Origin of the sequence: Streptomyces sirii, from assembly GCF_045690365.1 — a bacterium.
GTDB lineage: Bacteria > Actinomycetota > Actinomycetes > Streptomycetales > Streptomycetaceae > Streptomyces > Streptomyces sirii.
Genome location: NZ_CP147982.1, coordinates 7,277,852 through 7,293,600, shown reverse-complemented (window position 1 = coordinate 7,293,600; position 15,749 = coordinate 7,277,852). Strand labels below are relative to the sequence as shown.

13 protein-coding genes are annotated in these 15,749 nt (G+C 71.3%); 6 read left to right on the top strand and 7 right to left on the bottom strand.

Annotation, left to right across the window (positions count from 1 at the left end; all coding sequences use genetic code 11):
* Positions 1-19: 19 nt before the first annotated feature.
* The 4 genes from alc to WAB15_RS32370 form a co-directional block, all read right to left on the bottom strand.
* Positions 20-1,150: an allantoicase gene (gene alc, locus WAB15_RS32385; protein WP_407288410.1), complete on the bottom strand. Its 1,131-nt coding sequence runs from the start codon at positions 1,148-1,150 to the stop codon at positions 20-22.
* On the bottom strand, positions 1,147-2,487 hold the full coding sequence (gene allB / locus WAB15_RS32380) for an allantoinase AllB (protein ID WP_407288409.1): 1,341 nt from the start codon (positions 2,485-2,487) through the stop codon (positions 1,147-1,149). Before allB ends, alc begins: the two co-directional genes overlap by 4 nt.
* Positions 2,488-2,664: 177 nt before the next feature.
* Complete coding sequence (locus WAB15_RS32375) at positions 2,665-4,215, bottom strand: NCS1 family nucleobase:cation symporter-1 (protein ID WP_407288408.1); 1,551 nt, start codon at positions 4,213-4,215, stop codon at positions 2,665-2,667.
* A 42-nt stretch (positions 4,216-4,257) separates the two neighbouring features.
* Positions 4,258-5,052: an aspartate/glutamate racemase family protein gene (locus WAB15_RS32370; RefSeq protein WP_407288407.1), complete on the bottom strand. Its 795-nt coding sequence runs from the start codon at positions 5,050-5,052 to the stop codon at positions 4,258-4,260.
* A gap of 268 nt (positions 5,053-5,320) precedes the next feature.
* Between WAB15_RS32370 and WAB15_RS32365 the strand changes: the two genes are divergently transcribed.
* Positions 5,321-6,124 (top strand): IclR family transcriptional regulator, encoded by an 804-nt coding sequence (locus tag WAB15_RS32365; RefSeq protein WP_399148800.1) that lies wholly within the window; start codon positions 5,321-5,323, stop codon positions 6,122-6,124.
* A gap of 17 nt (positions 6,125-6,141) precedes the next feature.
* Here the strand turns inward: WAB15_RS32365 and WAB15_RS32360 are convergent, their stop codons facing one another.
* Both WAB15_RS32360 and WAB15_RS32355 read right to left on the bottom strand, forming a co-directional pair.
* Positions 6,142-6,477, bottom strand: coding sequence for a DUF5955 family protein (locus WAB15_RS32360; protein ID WP_407288406.1), 336 nt, complete (start codon positions 6,475-6,477; stop codon positions 6,142-6,144).
* Between the two features lie 553 nt (positions 6,478-7,030).
* The gene (locus WAB15_RS32355; protein ID WP_407288405.1) at positions 7,031-8,905 is read right to left on the bottom strand and encodes a serine/threonine-protein kinase; all 1,875 of its coding nucleotides are present in this window, start codon (positions 8,903-8,905) and stop codon (positions 7,031-7,033) included.
* 362 nt (positions 8,906-9,267) lie between these two features.
* On the opposite strand from WAB15_RS32355, the gene WAB15_RS32350 reads away from it, so the two are divergent.
* The 5 genes from WAB15_RS32350 to WAB15_RS32330 all read left to right on the top strand — a co-directional run bounded on the left by WAB15_RS32350 (position 9,268) and on the right by WAB15_RS32330 (position 13,956).
* Positions 9,268-9,492: a hypothetical protein gene (locus tag WAB15_RS32350; RefSeq protein WP_399148797.1), complete on the top strand. Its 225-nt coding sequence runs from the start codon at positions 9,268-9,270 to the stop codon at positions 9,490-9,492.
* Positions 9,493-9,634: 142 nt separating this feature from the next.
* On the top strand, positions 9,635-10,213 hold the full coding sequence (locus tag WAB15_RS32345; RefSeq protein ID WP_407288404.1) for an NTP transferase domain-containing protein: 579 nt from the start codon (positions 9,635-9,637) through the stop codon (positions 10,211-10,213).
* Between the two features lie 325 nt (positions 10,214-10,538).
* Positions 10,539-12,167 carry a malate synthase A gene (gene aceB, locus WAB15_RS32340; RefSeq protein WP_407288403.1) on the top strand — a complete coding sequence of 543 codons (1,629 nt, stop codon included), beginning with the start codon at positions 10,539-10,541 and terminating at the stop codon, positions 12,165-12,167.
* Between the two features lie 184 nt (positions 12,168-12,351).
* Positions 12,352-12,930 (top strand): TetR/AcrR family transcriptional regulator, encoded by a 579-nt coding sequence (locus tag WAB15_RS32335; RefSeq protein ID WP_407288402.1) that lies wholly within the window; start codon positions 12,352-12,354, stop codon positions 12,928-12,930.
* Between the two features lie 150 nt (positions 12,931-13,080).
* A complete protein-coding gene (locus WAB15_RS32330) occupies positions 13,081-13,956 on the top strand; it encodes a chitosanase (protein WP_407288401.1) in 876 nt (291 codons plus the stop codon).
* Positions 13,957-14,083: 127 nt separating this feature from the next.
* Here WAB15_RS32330 and WAB15_RS32325 read toward each other — a convergent pair whose 3' ends face one another.
* Positions 14,084-15,604, bottom strand: a complete 1,521-nt coding sequence (locus WAB15_RS32325; protein ID WP_407288400.1) for a nucleobase:cation symporter-2 family protein — start codon at positions 15,602-15,604, stop codon at positions 14,084-14,086.
* Positions 15,605-15,749 lie beyond the last annotated feature (145 nt).

Below are 15,749 nucleotides of genomic sequence, written 5' to 3'. Positions count from 1 at the left end.
GCCACCGGGTGAGACGGCGTCAGCCGGTCGACTCCCCGTAACGGGCGGTCAGTCGGCGCGCGCCGTCCTCGGTGAGCGAGCCGTGCAGCCGCAGGCGGGCGATGCCGCCGTCGGGGAAGATGTCGATCCGGGCGTGGGTGACGGCGGGGGCGTCGTCGAGCAGGAAGCGGTGGACGGTGTCCGGCTGCAGCCGCGTACGGGGCAGCAGTTCGATCCACTCGCCGCTTTCGCCGTCGCGGCCGAACAGGCCCGCCCAGCCCGCCGAGTTGCCCTTGAGGTAGCCGGTGTCGATCTCCACCGCCCGGATCACCGACTGCTCGGTGAGGCGGTAGCGCACCCAGTCGTTGCCGGTGCCGCGGCGGCGCCGGGTCTCCCAGCCGTCGTCCATCTTGCGGGAGCGGCCGGGCTGGATGGTGTGGGTAGGCGAGGAGTAGAAGCGGTCGGAGGCGTCCTCGACCTGGCCGCCGTTCTCCAGCGCGGCGACGTCGAAGGTGCCCAGCGCGGCGAGCCAGCCGGGCGCGGGGACGACCTCGCCGTGGACGCGGAGGCGGGCGACGCCGCCGTCGGGGTGCTGGTTGAGCCGCAGGTGGGTGAAGCGCCGCTCCGCCTGGACGGCGAAGCCGTTGGCGGCGTGTCCGCCGATGGCGGTGCGCGGGACGAGGGGGGTCCATACGACGTCGTCGGCGAGCAGTTCCGCGGGCGAGGGCGAGCCCTCGACGCAGGCGCCCTCGACGCTGACGGACTGGGGGTAGTTGCCGCGGAAGTGGGCGGTGTCGACGACGATGCCGCGGATCACGCCGGGTGCGCCGAGGCGTATCAGCGCCCAGTCGTGGTCCTCGTCCGCCGGGAACGGGTGGGCGCCGTCGGTGCCGCGCCGTCTGCGGGTCTCCCAGCCGTCCATGATCTTGCCCTTGTGGCCGAAGGCCTCGGGGTCGAAGTGGGCGGGCTCGGGCTTGAGGAGGTTCTCCCGCTCGGCGAAGAACTCGTCGTTGGCGGCGATCACGCCCGCGCCCAGCCGGCGGTCGGCGAGGTCGGGGAGGTGAGTGAAGGCGAATCCGGTGGCGCCGGGGGTGCGGTAGTCGGCGTAGGGGTCGCCGCCCTGGTAGGGGCTGGCGTCGCCGGTGTAGCGGGGGAGGTCGGCGGTGGTCATGCGCGCGGCCTTTCCAGGAGTTCGCCGGTGGGCTCGGCGAGGGTGGCGCCGTCGTTGATCTGACGGCCGCGCAGCCAGGTGGACCGTACGACGCCGTACAGGGTCCGGCCGGCGTATGCGGTGATCTTGTTGCGGTGCTGGAGGGCCTGCGGGTCGACGGTGAAGGTCTCCTCGGGGGCGAGGACGGCGAAGTCGGCGTCCCGGCCGGGCTCGATGGCGCCCTTCTGGTGGAGGCCGACCAGCGCGGCCGGGGCGGTGGCCATCCAGCGCACGACGTCGTCGAGGGAGTGGCCGCGTTCGCGGGCCTCGGTCCAGATGGCGGGCAGGCCCAGCTGGAGGGAGGAGATGCCGCCCCAGGCCGCGCCGAAGTCGGCGGTCTTGAGGTCGGCGGTGGACGGCGAGTGGTCGGAGACGATGCAGTCGATGGTGCCGTCGGCCAGGCCTTCCCACAGCGCGTCCTGGTTGGCGGCCTCGCGGATCGGCGGGCAGCACTTGAACTCCGTCGCGCCGTCCGGGACCTCCTCGGCGGTGAGCGTCAGGAAGTGCGGACAGGTCTCGACGGTGATCTTGACGCCCTCGCGCCTGGCGGCGGCGATCAGCGGCAGCGCGTCGCTGGAGGACAGATGCAGCACATGCACCCGGGCGTCGAGCCGCTGGGCGAGGACGATCAGCCCGGCGATGGCGTCGTTCTCGCAGATACGGGGGCGGGAGGCAAGGAAGTCGGCGTACTTGGGGCCGTGCGGCACGGGGGCCGCACCCAGATGGCCCGGGTCCTCGGCGTGCACGATGAGCAGCCCGTCGAAGCCGGCGATCTCCCCGAGGGCGGCGGCCAGTTGCTCCTGGTCGACCTCGGGGAACTCCTCCACGCCCGAGGGCGACAGGAAGCACTTGAAGCCGAAGACCCCGGCGTCGTGCAGCGGACGCAGGTCTTTGACGTTGCCCGGGATGGCGCCGCCCCAGAAGCCGACGTCGATATGGGCCTTGCTGCGGGCGACCTCGCGCTTGGTGTCGAGGTGGGCGGCGGTGGTGGTGGGCGGGAGGCTGTTGAGCGGCATGTCCACGAGGGTGGTGATCCCGCCGGCCGCGGCCGCGCGGGTGGCGGTCCAAAAGCCCTCCCACTCCGTGCGGCCGGGGTCGTTGACGTGGACGTGGGTGTCGACGAGGCCGGGCAGCAGGACGTCGTCGCCGAAGTCCCAGACCCGCACTCCGGCCGGTACCTCGGCGTCGTGCGGCAGCACCGCGTCGATCCTGCCGTCCTTGACGGTGACGGTCGCGGCGCGCGTCCCCTGCGGGGTGACGACGCGCGTGGAGCGCAGCACCAGCTCTCTTTCGGACACCCGGTCCCCTCCTCGTATCGTGTCTTCATCGTTGCCCGGCGGCGCGGGAGGCGCACGGCCACCGGGGCCGCGGCGCCCCGGGCGCACCTTCCGCACCGCACACGGGCATCGGAACGGAATGCGGAATTCGGAATTCAACAGTCTGTTGAATGAGTCTTCATGCCGGACCCCGGCCCGTCAAGACCCCTCCACGGGCACCGGCGCGGCAGCCACGCCGGACCCCCGCGCGATCCCGGGCTCCTCACCGGCAGCCGTCCTGACCTGCGACGGGATGATGTCCTCCGGGATCGGCCCGGCATCCGAAGCGACCCGGTCACCGCGACAGACCAGCGCGTAGAGCCCGCCGGCGAGCGCCATTCCGAAGATCCAGGAGAACGGCGCCACCACACCGAAGGCCGGGACCAGGGCGAGCGCGGCGGCGACCGCGGCGGCCGGCAGGAAGGCGATCACCGCCTTCGGGTTGTAGCCCCTGCGGTAGTAGTACGCGCCCCGGGCATCGGCCGAGAACAGCGCGTCCACATCGATCCTGCCGCGCCGCACCCGGTAGTAGTCGACGAGCAGAATCGCCACCAGGGGACCGAGGAAGGCGCCCAGCGCCCCCAGGAAGTACTGGATCACCAGCGCCGAGGAGTACAGCTTCCAGGGCATCACGACGACGGCCAGCACCGCGGTGATCATGCCGCCGCGCTTGAAGTCCAGATGCTTCGGCGCGAGGTTGGCGAAGTCGTAGGCGGGTGAGACGAAGTTGGCGACGACGTTGATGCCGATGGTGGCGACGATGAAGGACAGCGCGCCGATGACGGTGACCACCGGGTTGTCGATCTTCTGGATCACCTTCACCGGATCGTAGATCGCCTCACCGAAGACCGCGATGGTGCCCGCGGTGACCAGCACGGCGACCACCGCGAAGGCGGTGAAGTTCACCGGCAGCCCGATCAGGTTTCCGCGCCGGTAGGAGCGGTGGTCCGGCGTGAAGCGGGCGAAGTCGGCGTAGTTGAGGACCAGGGTCAGGAAGGTGGCCACGGTCAGGCTGACCGCGATCAGGCTCTGTTCGACCTGCTCGGAGCCGCTGAGGCCGTTGAGGCTGCGGGTCAGTGAGATATCACCGCCGGCCTTGACGACCAGGTACACCGCGAGCGCCAGCACCACGAGCCAGACCACCGGGCCGGTCGCGAAGTCCTGGACCTTGCGGATGAACTCCATCCCCCGGGTCAGCAGGACGGCCTGCAGCCCCCACATCAGCAGGAACGCGATCCAGCCCAGGGTGGACAGCCCCAGCACCGAGTTGTGGTGGTAGGCCTCCAGACCGGGCGCGATCTGCAGGGTCAGCAGGACGACGGCCGTCGAGGCCAGCCAGGTCTGGATGCCGTACCAGGCCACCGCCATGATCGCGCGCAGCAGGGCCGGGATGTTGGCGCCGTACACGCCCCAGCTGGCGCGGGCGAGCACCGGGTAGGGGACGCCGGTCCGGTGGCCCGCGTGCCCCATCCGGTTCATCAGCCAGTAGACGATCGAGATGCCGACCAGCAGCGCGAGGAACACCTCCCAGGCCGGCAGACCGAGCACGAACAGGCTCGCGGCGAAGGCGTAGTTGCTGATCGCGTGGGTGTCGGACATCCACAGCGCGAAGATGCTGTAGGTGCCCCATTTGCGCTCGGGGGCCGGCGCGAGGTCCTCGTTGAAGAGCCGCGGGTCCGGCCGCAGGGGCTGCGGTGACGGGGTTTTCACGTGTCCTCCCAGGCAGATTGGGTGGAGCTTAGGGGTCAGTTATCAGATGTCTGATGTCTGTACGGAAAATTCGGTGTTACGCAGAGCGCCCTCAGCGCGCCCCTGGTACGGCCGCAGGTGCGTGCTGAGCGGCCAGGATCCGATGGCCTTCGGGCGGGGCGGTGCGAAGCTGCGCCCCTTGCTGGTGGCCAGCCGCAGTCCGACGACCGCCTCGGCGAACTTCACCGCCGCGGCGACGCCGTCGACAACGGGCACCCCGAGCGCCGCCGCCACCTTCTCCTGGAGCCCGGCCATCCCGCCGCACCCCAGGCAGATCACCTCGGCGCCGGCCCGCACGGCCTCGCGGGCGGTCTCGACGATCACCGCCACGGTCCGCTCCGGATCCTCCTCCAGCTCCAGGACGCCGAGCCCGGTGCCGCGGACGGCGGCACAGCGCTGGAGCAGCCCGGCGGTCAGCAGCCGGTCCTGGATCTGCGGTACGGCGCGGTCGAGGGTGGTGACGACGCCGTAGGCGTGGCCGAGCATCATCGCCATCTGGGCGGCGCTCTCGGTGATGTCCAGTACGGGTACGTCCAGCAGCTCCTGGGCACCCTCCCGGCCCGGCTCGCCGAAACCGGCCATGACCAGCGCGTCGAAGGCGGTGTCGAGAGTGGCGAGCCGGTCCAGCACGGCCGCGGCGCTGAGATAACCCTCGAAGTGCCCCTCGATGGACTCCGGGCCCCACAGGGGTTCGGTGGCGATGATCTCGGTGCCCGGGGCGGCCGCCGCGGTGGCGGTGGCGCGGATCGAGTCGGTCATGGAAGCCGTGGTGTTCGGGTTCATGACGAGAATGCGCATGACGCTCCAGCAATTTGGAGGATTCCACAGAATGGACAGTAGGTTTCGCGCAGCAGAACGTAGCTACGGCCACTGGCACCGTCAAGGGATCGCGGCTAGGAGCTTGACCGACGTCTCGCGCCCTGGGACAAAGAGGGCCTGACCGGCGCGAACGAGTGTGCGAGAGACCGTGTGTCAACGTAGGGGGACCGGTAGGCTGCTCCGGTCGGGCCCGGCGCCCGCAAGCCCCAGCCGAGACCGATCCGCCCCGCCCCGAAAGGAACGCGCCGTGCCGCCGTCCAGCGCCAGCACCTCCGCCGCCGAAGCCAAGCCCGCAGGCGCCAGCGGCGGCGTCCAGTCCCTCGAGCGCGCCTTCGACCTGCTGGAGCGGATGGCCGACGCCGGCGGCGAGGTCGGCCTGAGCGAGCTGTCCGCCAGCAGCGGACTGCCGCTGCCTACCATCCACCGCCTGATGCGCACGCTCGTCGCCTGCGGCTACGTACGCCAGCAGCCCAACCGCCGCTATGCGCTCGGCCCGCGGCTGATCCGGCTCGGCGAGAGCGCCTCACGGCTGCTGGGGACCTGGGCCCGGCCGTATCTGGCCCGCCTGGTGGAGGAGACCGGCGAGACGGCCAATATGGCGCTTCTCGACGGCGACGAGATCGTGTACGTCGCCCAGGTGCCCTCCCGGCACGCGGTGCGGATGTTCACCGAGGTCGGCCGCCGGGTGCTGCCGCACTCCACCGGCGTCGGAAAGGCCCTGCTCGCCGACCACCCGCCGGAGGAGGTGCGCGCGCTGCTCGGCCGTACGGGCATGCCCGCCGCGACCGAGAAGACGATCACCGACCCGGAACACTTCCTGGAGGCGCTCTCCGACGTCCGCCGGCTCGGCTACGCCGTCGACGACAACGAGCAGGAGATCGGCGTCCGCTGCCTCGCGGTACCCGTGCCCAACTCCCCCACCTCGGCGGCGATCTCCATCTCCGGCCCGACGGGGCGCGTGACGGAGGCCGCCACGGACAAGATCGTGCCGATCCTGCAGGACGTCGCGGCGCAGCTGTCGGTGGCACTGGCGAACCAGACGCCGGCGTAGCCGCCGCGCGCTCCCGGTCACCGGGCGCGCGGCAGCTCCCCGAAGCAGTCGATGCGCTCGCGCACCTCGGTGAGCGCGGGCGACAGCGCGCTCACCGAGCCGACCGCCCCGGCGATCAGCAGCAGCGAACGGCGCAGCCGGGGCACCTCCGGCAGCCCGTGACTGACCATCGCATCCAGTGCGGCCAGCTCGTCATCGGCGGCCGCCCGGTCCGGCAACTCCGCCGGGAGCACGGCCAGTTGGCGGCGCAGCCGGGCCACCGCCCCGCGCAGCTCCTGGACCCGCGGGTCGCCGTCGACCCCGGTCACTCGTCGATACTTCTGCAGCTGTTCCACAACGACGGCGTCCTCCATGGCCGTTGCCCCTCCGCAATGCGGGACAGTTAACGCCACTCTGCGCTGCCCGCGCCATACGGAGAGCGAAAAAATCCGATCACCGGGTTGTTCCGGGGTGGGCCGCGGGATCGTCGGGGAGGCGGCCGCGGGGGCGCTGCGGGGCGAACCATCGGGTTGCTCCGGGGCGCGTGGACAGGTCGTTCCAGGGCGAACCGCCAGGTCATTCCGGGGGGAGCCGCCAGGCTGTTCCGGGGGGAACGGGGTCGTGGTGGGGGTTGGCTGTCGCGTGCCTCCCCTCTTGTTTTTTCCCTCCCGCCCACCCCCCTACGGGGGGTGGGCGGGTACATGTGCGCGGCACCCCCTAAGGGATGCGCCCCCGGCAGGCCGTATACGGCCTGCCGGGGGCGCATCCCTTAGGGAACTGGGGGGCTGGTGGTGTGCCGCAGGCGCGGCGGGGCGTATCGCCCTCGGCGCGCCCCGGGCTCAGCGCCCGCCCAGGGCCCACAGCCCCGCGCTCAGCACTCAGCACTCAGCACTCAGCACTCAGCACTCAGCACTCAACTCTCAACGCTCAGGAGTTCTCCTTGGGCTGCACCGCGTTGCGCCACACCCGTACGTCGACGGTCATGTAGCTGCTGGGGTCCGACTTCGGCGCGTAGCCCTTGAAGGTGATCAGGGCGACATGGCCGTAGTCGGTGGTCAGGCACATCTGCGCGCCCTTGGAGAGCTGCTTGGTCAGGATGGTCTCGGTGAACCGGGTCTCGCTGCGGCACGTTTCGAGCGAGCCCTCCTGGCCGGGGGTGAGCAGCACCAGCTTGCCGTTCTCGGTGGCGACCTGGTCGTCCGAGTAGCTGTTGTCGTCGTACGAGAAGTCGACGTCGGTGTCGGTGTCCGAGTTGCTCGGCTGCACCGGCTCGTCGGCCATCGACAGGTGGTACTCGTCGGGCAGGTTGATGCCCTTGTAGTCGACCGGAGTCGGGTCCTGCGCGGGGGCGGCGGGGGCGTTGCTCTCATCGCCGCCGGGGGTCGCCGTCGGGTCCCCCGCGGGCGTCGGCGACGCGGCGCTGTTCTTCCCCTTCTTGCCGTCGGCGGCCTGGTCGTTGGTCTTCTTGCCGTTGTCCTTCATGAAGGTGTAGACGACACCGCCGCCGGCGCCCGCGAAGGCCAGCAGGCCGACCAGCACCAGAGCGGTGATCAGCCCCTTGCGCTTCTTCTTCGGCGGCTCGGGGGCCGGCGCCACGGCGGCGGGGTAGGCCGCGGTGGGGCCGGTCGCCGTCGGGCCGGTGGCGGCCGCCGGGCCGGCGTTCATCGGCGCGCTCTGTGCGGTGGCGCCGACGGTCGGCGCGTAGGCCGCGGGCCCGAAGCCGGGCGGCGGGGTCTGCGGGTGGTTCAGCTCGGTGGCCACCGGCGGGACGGCCGGGGCGGACGGCGGCTGCACGGGCTGGGTGGGCGGCTGCGCGGGCGCGGTCGGCGGCTGGGCCGGTGCGCCCGCGGTGGGCGCCTCCAGCGGGGGCGGCGGCGTCTGCGCGGGCGCCGGCGCCGCGGCACGCGTGGTGATGTCCGCGGCCACGGCGGTGGGCAGCCACTCCTCGGGGCGGCGCAGCTGCGTCTGGCCGGAGGCCGCCCCGCACAGCTCGATGACCTCCGAGACGGACGGCCGCTCCGAGGCGTCCTTGGCCAGGCATCGGGTGACCAACTCCCGCAGCTCCTCGGGCAGTCCGGACAGATCCGGCTCCTCGTGGACGATGCGGTAGAGCACCCCGTGCGAGGTGCCCTCGCCGAACGCCGGGGTGCCGATGGCCGCGTACGCCGCGACCTGGCCGAGCGCGAAGACGTCGGTGGCGGGGGTGATGGTGCTGCCGGCGGCCTGCTCGGGCGCCATGAAGGTGGGGGTGCCCACGGTGACGCCACTGCTGGTCAGGGACGTGGCGTCGGCGGCGCGCGCGATGCCGAAGTCGATGACGCGCGGGCCGTCGGCGGCCAGCAGCACGTTGGACGGCTTCAGGTCGCGGTGCACGATGCCGGCGCCGTGGATGACCTGCAGCGCCTCGGCGATCCCGGCGACCAGCAGCAGCACGGTGGGGACCGGGAGCCGACCGTGCTCGGCGACCGCCGCGGCCAGCGAGGGACCGGGGACGTAGGCGGTGGCGAGCCAGGGGCTGGTGCCCTCGGCGTCGCTGTCGATGACCGGCGCGGTGAACAGTCCCTGCACCCGCTGCGCGGACTGCACTTCCTGCTTGAAGCGGCGCCGGAACTCGTTGTCCTCGCTGAACTCGGGGCGGATCACCTTGATGGCCACCGGGCGGCCGCCGGGCGTGTAGGAGAGATACACCTTGCCCATGCCGCCGGCGCCGAGCTTCGCCGTGAGACGGTAACCCGCGATCGACCGCGGGTCGTCGCCTTCCAGCGGCTGGAAAATCCCGGAAGAGCCCACACTGTTCACCACGACGTCCCCCGACTCAGAAGTACGGCTCCGCCCGCCAGATGGGCGGGGAGCCATGTTGTCCGCAACGGGGCAGAACCTTATCCGGCCAGGCGCCGCACCGTGACATCGCCGGTGGACGTACGTCACGCATGTCCGAAGAGCCGGTTTCGCGCCCGGATTTGACTGCCTTTCCGGGCCACCTCCCGACCACCGGCGCACGCCCCCGCGATGCCCGGGCGGTCGCCTGATCATGCGTCAGCACGTGCGTTCCCACCGGCACCCGTTGGCATGGGCGTACGGAAACCGATGCGTATGCGGGGGCAGAGTGGAGCATTCTTCACTCCAAGGAAAATATCCGGCATATCACTGAATCGGAGAACGCCATGGAGCCCGACACCGGCCCCGGCACCGGTCCCGACCGCCACGGCGTCAGCGTCGTACAGCTCATCTGCCGCGCGTACGGACTGTCCGATGCGTCGGAGATCACCTTGGAGCACATACACCGTTACGTCGCCGAGCGGGGCCGCGTGGAGGAGCGCACACATCATCTGCGGGAGCGGTTCCGGCCGAACATCCCCCGCCCGCGGGCGTCCGACGACGCGGCCTGACCAACGGGCCGCGCCACGCGGTGCCATGAGGTAAGCAGTCCTCATGGCACCGACACCACCCGCACCACCGACACCGCCGGCACCCCCGGGAGGAACAGGCGACCCGGGAGTCCCGGCAGCCTCGACGCGGCCCGAGGGGAGGGTGGCCGGCCTGCTGCTCGCCGCGGGCGGCGGGCGGCGCCTGGGGGGCCGGCCCAAAGCGTTGCTCGACCACCGGGGACGGCCGCTGGTCGAGCACGCCGCACGCGCCCTACGGGACGGCGGCTGCGACCCGGTGCACATCGTGCTGGGCGCGGCCGCCGATTCCGTACGCGCGCGAGCCGAGCTCTCGGTGTACGGCACCTCGGACAATCCGGACTGGGCGCAGGGCATGGGCTCCTCGCTCCGCGTGGGCCTCGCCGCGCTGGCCGATTCGGGCGCGGACGCGGTCGTGGTGTCCCTGGTGGACCAACCGGGCATCGGCGCCGCGGCGGTGGCACGGGTGCTGGCCGCGTACGAGGGCCGCGGCTCGCTCGCCTCCGCGGCATACGACGGCCGCCGCGGTCATCCGGCCCTCTTCGGCGCCGACCGCTGGCCGGCCATCGCGGCGAGCGCACAGGGCGATCGCGGCGCCCGCGCCTACCTCCAGGAGCACGCCGACGCCCTCACCCTGGTGGAGTGCGCCGACATCGCCGAGCCGTACGACATCGACACGCCGGAGGACCTGCACCGGTTGGAGTGACACCCGGCCGGGCCGACGGGGGGCGGACGCGGGGCCGGAACCGGCCCGACGCGAGGCCGGTCGGCGCCCCTGCGGCGACGGATCGGGCGTAATGGAGAGTGACCGAGGTGGCACCGAGAGCCAATCGATCACCACTTCTGTCGACCCAGAGAATCTCGACATCAACAAACCATTGAAGTTCCGCAATAAGGAAACTAGTCTCCACTGGTCAGAAGCGCCCTGAACCCAGACGGCGCCCGCGACCGTTTCTCGGAGCCCGCGGCACCCCGTGCCGCTCGACGCACCGGCGGCCGCCAGGCACCGCCGCTGAATGGAGTGACAGCTCATGTCCGCACCAGCGCCGTCCCCGCTGGCCATCGCCGAAGTCGACCCCGCCCACACCCCGGATCGGCAGGGCGAGGTCCTGACCGACGTCGCGCTCGCCTTCGTCGCCGAGCTGCACCGCCGGTTCACCCCTCGCCGGGACGAACTGCTCGCCCGCCGCGCCGAGCGCCGCGCCGAGATCGCCCGGACCAGCACGCTGGACTTCCTCCCGGAGACCGCGCGGATCCGCGCCGACGACAGCTGGCGGGTCGCCGAGGCGCCGGCTGCGCTCAACGACCGCCGGGTGGAGATCACCGGCCCCACCGACCGCAAGATGACCATCAACGCGCTCAATTCGGGTGCCAGGGTCTGGCTCGCCGACTTCGAGGACGCCTCCGCTCCCACCTGGGAGAACGTCGTCACGGGCCAGCTCAACCTGATCGACGCCTATGAGCGCCGGATCGACTTCACCGACCCCAGGTCCGGTAAGTCCTACGCCCTCAAGCCCGCCGAGGAGCTCGCGACCGTCGTGATGCGCCCGCGCGGCTGGCACCTGGAGGAGCGCCACCTGCAGTTCGAGGGCCGTCCGGTCCCCGGCGCCCTGGTCGACTTCGGCCTGTACTTCTTCCACAACGCCAAGCGTCTGCTCGCCCTCGGCAAGGGCCCGTACTTCTACCTCCCGAAGACCGAGTCGTACCTGGAGGCCCGCCTCTGGAACGACATCTTCGTCTTCGCGCAGGACTACGTCGGCATCCCGCAGGGCACCATCCGCGCCACGGTCCTGATCGAGACCATCACCGCGGCCTACGAGATGGAGGAGATCCTCTACGAGCTGCGCGACCACGCCTCGGGCCTGAACGCCGGCCGCTGGGACTACCTGTTCTCCATCGTCAAGAACTTCCGCGACGGCGGCGCCAAGTTCGTCCTGCCCGACCGCAACGCGGTGACGATGACGGCCCCGTTCATGCGCGCCTACACCGAACTCCTGGTCCGCACCTGCCACAAGCGCGGTGCACACGCGATCGGCGGTATGGCGGCCTTCATCCCCAACCGCCGGGACCCCGAGGCCAACGAGCAGGCCCTGGCCAAGGTCAAGAACGACAAGGACCGTGAGGCCGGCGACGGTTTCGACGGCTCCTGGGTCGCCCACCCCGACCTGGTCCCGATCGCCCGCGCCTCCTTCGACGCGGTCCTGGGCGACAAGCCGAACCAGAAGGACCGCCTGCGCGAGGACGTCTCGGTGGCCGCCGCCGACCTCATCGCCATCGACTCCCTGGACGCCAAGCCCACCTACCAGGGCCTGGTCGACGCCGTGCAGGTCGGCACCCGCTACATCGAGGCCTGGCTGCGCGGCCTGGGCGCCGTCGCCATCTTCGGCCTCATGGAGGACGCCGCCACCGCCGAGATCTCCCGCTCCCAGATCTGGCAGTGGGTGGACGCCGGCGTGGTCTTCGAGAACGGCGAGAAGGCCACCGCGGATCTGGTCCGCAAGGTCGCCGCGGAGGAACTGGCCGCGATCCGCACCGAGGCCGGCGCGGAGGCCTTCGCCGCCGGCAAGTGGCAGCAGGCCCACGACCTGCTGCTGAAGGTCTCCCTGGACGCGGACTACGCCGACTTCCTGACCCTCCCGGCGTACGAGCTGCTGGGCTGACGTCCGTCCATCGAGCCCGAAGGGCCCTTGCGTAGCGCCGGGTCGCGCTGCGGAGGGCCCTTCGGGCGTTTCGTCACGGGCGCGGTGGCGCGAGCCGGCCGGACGGCGCCGCACGGAACTGTGTTTACAGTGGGTCGGCACTATAAACGTAGTGCGAACGGGTGCGACGAGAGAGGCAGACGCAGTGGCACGACGGCGGGAGCAGGTCCTGGACGCGGCGATCCAGGTCCTGGGGGGCGAGGGCGCGCGGCGGTTGACCTATCAGGCCGTGGACGCCGCGGCCGGGGTCCCGACCGGCACCACGTCGAACTACTTCCGCAACCGGGCGGCACTGATCGACGGCCTCGTCGACCACCTCCAGGCGCTGGAGCGCCGCGACTGGGAGGCCTTCGCCGCGGAGGTCGCCCCCGCCGACATCGGTGAACTGGCCGATGCCGTCAGCCGGTTCCTGCGGTACGCGACCGGGCCCGAGCAGGCCAGGACCGCCGCCCGCTTCGCCCTCTACCTGGAGTCCACGGCCCGGCCCGAGCTCCGCCCGGCGCTCACCCGAGGTCGCGAGGGCGTCGTCGACTGGGGTGCGGACTGGCTGGAGCGCTTCGGTTCGCCGGTTCCGCGCCGGCACTGCGAGATTCTCTTCGACTACATGGACGGCGTGGTGTTCCACCAACTCGCCTTCCCCGTCCCGGACTTCGATCCGGGTCCGGGCATCCGTGAGCTGCTGGGCAGGCTGCTGGACCGAGCAACCGCGGTCCGGGACCGATGAGTTGGGCCGACTCGTGGCCCCGTCCCGCCCTGCCGACCGGCCCGCGCGGCCTCGGCCCGACGGGTATACGCCGCACCCGGAGTCTGGTAGGAAAGCTTCCTAACGATTGGGGAATCCCCCACGGCTCGCTCCGAACTGGAGGCTGACTCCATGCGCACCCGATCGATAGGCACGGCCCTGCCCAAGACCGCCACCCGCATCGCGCTGGGCCTGGCGCTGCTCGCCGTACCGGTCACCGCCGTCGCCGCCACGGCGGGCCCGGCGCAGCACCCGCGACCGGCCGCCACCGGCTCCGCGCCGCACACCCTGCGGGCCGCGACGGGCCTGGACGACCCGGCCAAGAAGGAGATCGCCATGCGGCTGGTCTCCAGTGCGGAGAACTCCTCGCTGGACTGGAAGGCCCAGTACAAGTACATCGAGGACATCGGCGACGGCCGCGGTTACACCGGCGGCATCATCGGCTTCTGCTCCGGCACCCACGACATGCTGGAGCTCGTCGAGCTCTACACCCAGCGCAAGCCCGGCAACGTCCTCGCCAAGTACCTCCCCGCGCTGCGCGAGGTGGACGGCGGCGACTCGCACGAGGGGCTGGACCCCGACTACCCCGAGGACTGGCGGAAGGCCGCCCAGGACCCCGCGTTCCAAAAGGCCCAGAACGACGAGCGGGACCGGGTCTACTTCAACCCCGCGGTCAAGCAGGGCAAGGCCGACGGCATCGGCGTGCTGGGCCAGTTCGCGTACTACGACGCGATCGTGATGCACGGCGACGGGGACGACAAGACCAGCTTCTCCGGCATCCGCAAGCGCGCCCTGGCCAAGGCGAAGCCGCCGGCCCAGGGCGGGGACGAGAAGACCTACCTCAACGCCTTCCTCGACGCCCGGGTCTGGGCGATGAAGCAGGAGGAGGCGCACAGCGACACCAGCCGGGTCGACACCGCGCAGCGGGTGTTCCTCAGGAACGGCAACCTGGATCTGCACACTCCGCTGGACTGGAAGGTCTACGGGGAGAGCTTCCACATCGACTGACCCGCCGCCCGCGCCCCGGCCACACCGGGCGCCGCATGCCCAACGGCCCGTACGGGAGCAGCAGTTGCGCTCCCCTACGGGCCGTTGCCAGGCGCAGGCGGTGTTCGTGCCTCAGTGCCTCCGTGCCTCAGTGGGCGGGGGTGGCCGCCGGCTCGCCGCTGTCGTCCACGGCGCCGCGGTCGGGCTGCTGGGGGATGTGCGGGTCGGCGGGGCCGTCGGCGGGCGTCGCCCCGGCCGTCTCCCCGTCGGCCGCCGGTCGGCCTTCCGCCGTACTCCCGTCAGCGGTCTCCCCGTCAGCCCCCTCCCCGGCCGCCTTTCCGCCGAAGTGGTTGAAGGCGAGGTTGAGGGCGATGGCGACCAGGCAGCCGGTGCTGATGCCGGAGTCCAGGACGACCAGCAGGTCCTTGGGGAGGTGGTGGTAGAAGTCCGGCGCGGCGATCGGGATCAGGCCGACGCCGACGGAGGCCGCGACGATCAGGGCGTTGTCGCCCTTCTCCATCGCGGCGGTGGCCAGCGTCTGGATGCCGCTGGCGGCCACCGAACCGAAGAGCACGATGCCGGCACCGCCCAGGACGGGCAGCGGGACCAGCGAGATGACCGAGGCGGCCACCGGGCACAGGCCCAGCACGATCAGGATCAGACCGCTGGTGGCCACGACGTAGCGGCTGCGGACCTTGGTCATCGCGACCAGGCCGATGTTCTGCGCGAAGGCGCTGTTGGCGAAGCCGTTGAACAGCGGACTGATGGCGGTGCCGAGGGTGTCGGCGCGCAGTCCGCCCTCGATCGTGCGCTCGTCTGCCGGCCGGTCGACGATCTTGCCGAGAGCGAGCATGTCGGCGGTCGACTCGGTCATGCAGACCAGCATCACGATGCACATGGAGACGATCGCGGCGATCTCGAACTGCGGGGCGCCGAAGTGGAAGGGCGTCGGGAAGCCGATCAGATCCGCCTCGGCGAGGGCGGAGAAGTGGGTGATGCCGACGGGGATCGCTATCAGGGTGCCGGCTATCAGGCCGAGCAGGATGGCGATCTGCTGGAGGAAGCCGCGCAGCACCCGGCGCAGCACCAGAACGATCAGAAAGGTCAGCGCGGCCATTCCGATGTTCGTCAGGGAACCGTAGTCGGGGGCTTGGGAGTTGCCTCCCTGGGACCAGTTGAACGCGACGGGCAGCAGCGAGACACCGATGAGGGTGATGACGGTGCCGGTGACCACCGGCGGGAAGAAGCGTACGAGCTTGGAGAAGTAGGGGGCGACGAAGAAGCCGAGCACACCGGCGACGATCACCGCACCGAAGATGATCGGCAGCGCGTTGTCGGGGCTCTGGGCCTTGCCGATGGCGACCATGGGGGTGACGCCGGCGAACGAGACGCCGTTGACGAAGGGGAGCTTCGCGCCGACCTTCCAGAAGCCGAGGGTCTGCAGGAGGGTGGCGATGCCCGCGGTGAACAGGCTCGCGCCCATCAGGAACGCGGTCTCGGTGGCGCTCAGCCCGCAGGCCGGCCCCACGATCATCGGCGGGGCCACCACACCCGCGTACATCGCGGCCACGTGCTGCAGGCCGCTGGTGAACATCTTGAAGGGCGGGAGGGTCTCGTCGACCGGATGCTTCCGGTCCTCCTCCAGGGTCTGCCCGGGAGTTGCGGCCACTGCGGGCCTCCTTCGATTTCTGCGTCACCGGGGGCCGGCGAGTGCGAGGCTGTCACGGAGGTCTTGCCATGTGGTGCGTGGTACGAGAAGACGCCTGGTGGGCGATGCTGCGGGAAGGCGCGCTTGTGGCGCGTGGACGACGGTG

Excerpts from the sequence above, each read along its gene's own strand:
- alc (WP_407288410.1), bottom strand. The coding sequence starts at position 1,150 with ATGACCACCGCCGACCTCCCCCGCTACACCGGCGACGCCAGCCCCTAC.
- WAB15_RS32370 (WP_407288407.1), bottom strand. The coding sequence starts at position 5,052 with ATGCGCATTCTCGTCATGAACCCGAACACCACGGCTTCCATGACCGAC.
- WAB15_RS32360 (WP_407288406.1), bottom strand. The coding sequence starts at position 6,477 with ATGGAGGACGCCGTCGTTGTGGAACAGCTGCAGAAGTATCGACGAGTG.
- WAB15_RS32350 (WP_399148797.1), top strand. The coding sequence starts at position 9,268 with ATGGAGCCCGACACCGGCCCCGGCACCGGTCCCGACCGCCACGGCGTC.
- aceB (WP_407288403.1), top strand. The coding sequence starts at position 10,539 with ATGTCCGCACCAGCGCCGTCCCCGCTGGCCATCGCCGAAGTCGACCCC.
- WAB15_RS32330 (WP_407288401.1), top strand. The coding sequence starts at position 13,081 with ATGCGCACCCGATCGATAGGCACGGCCCTGCCCAAGACCGCCACCCGC.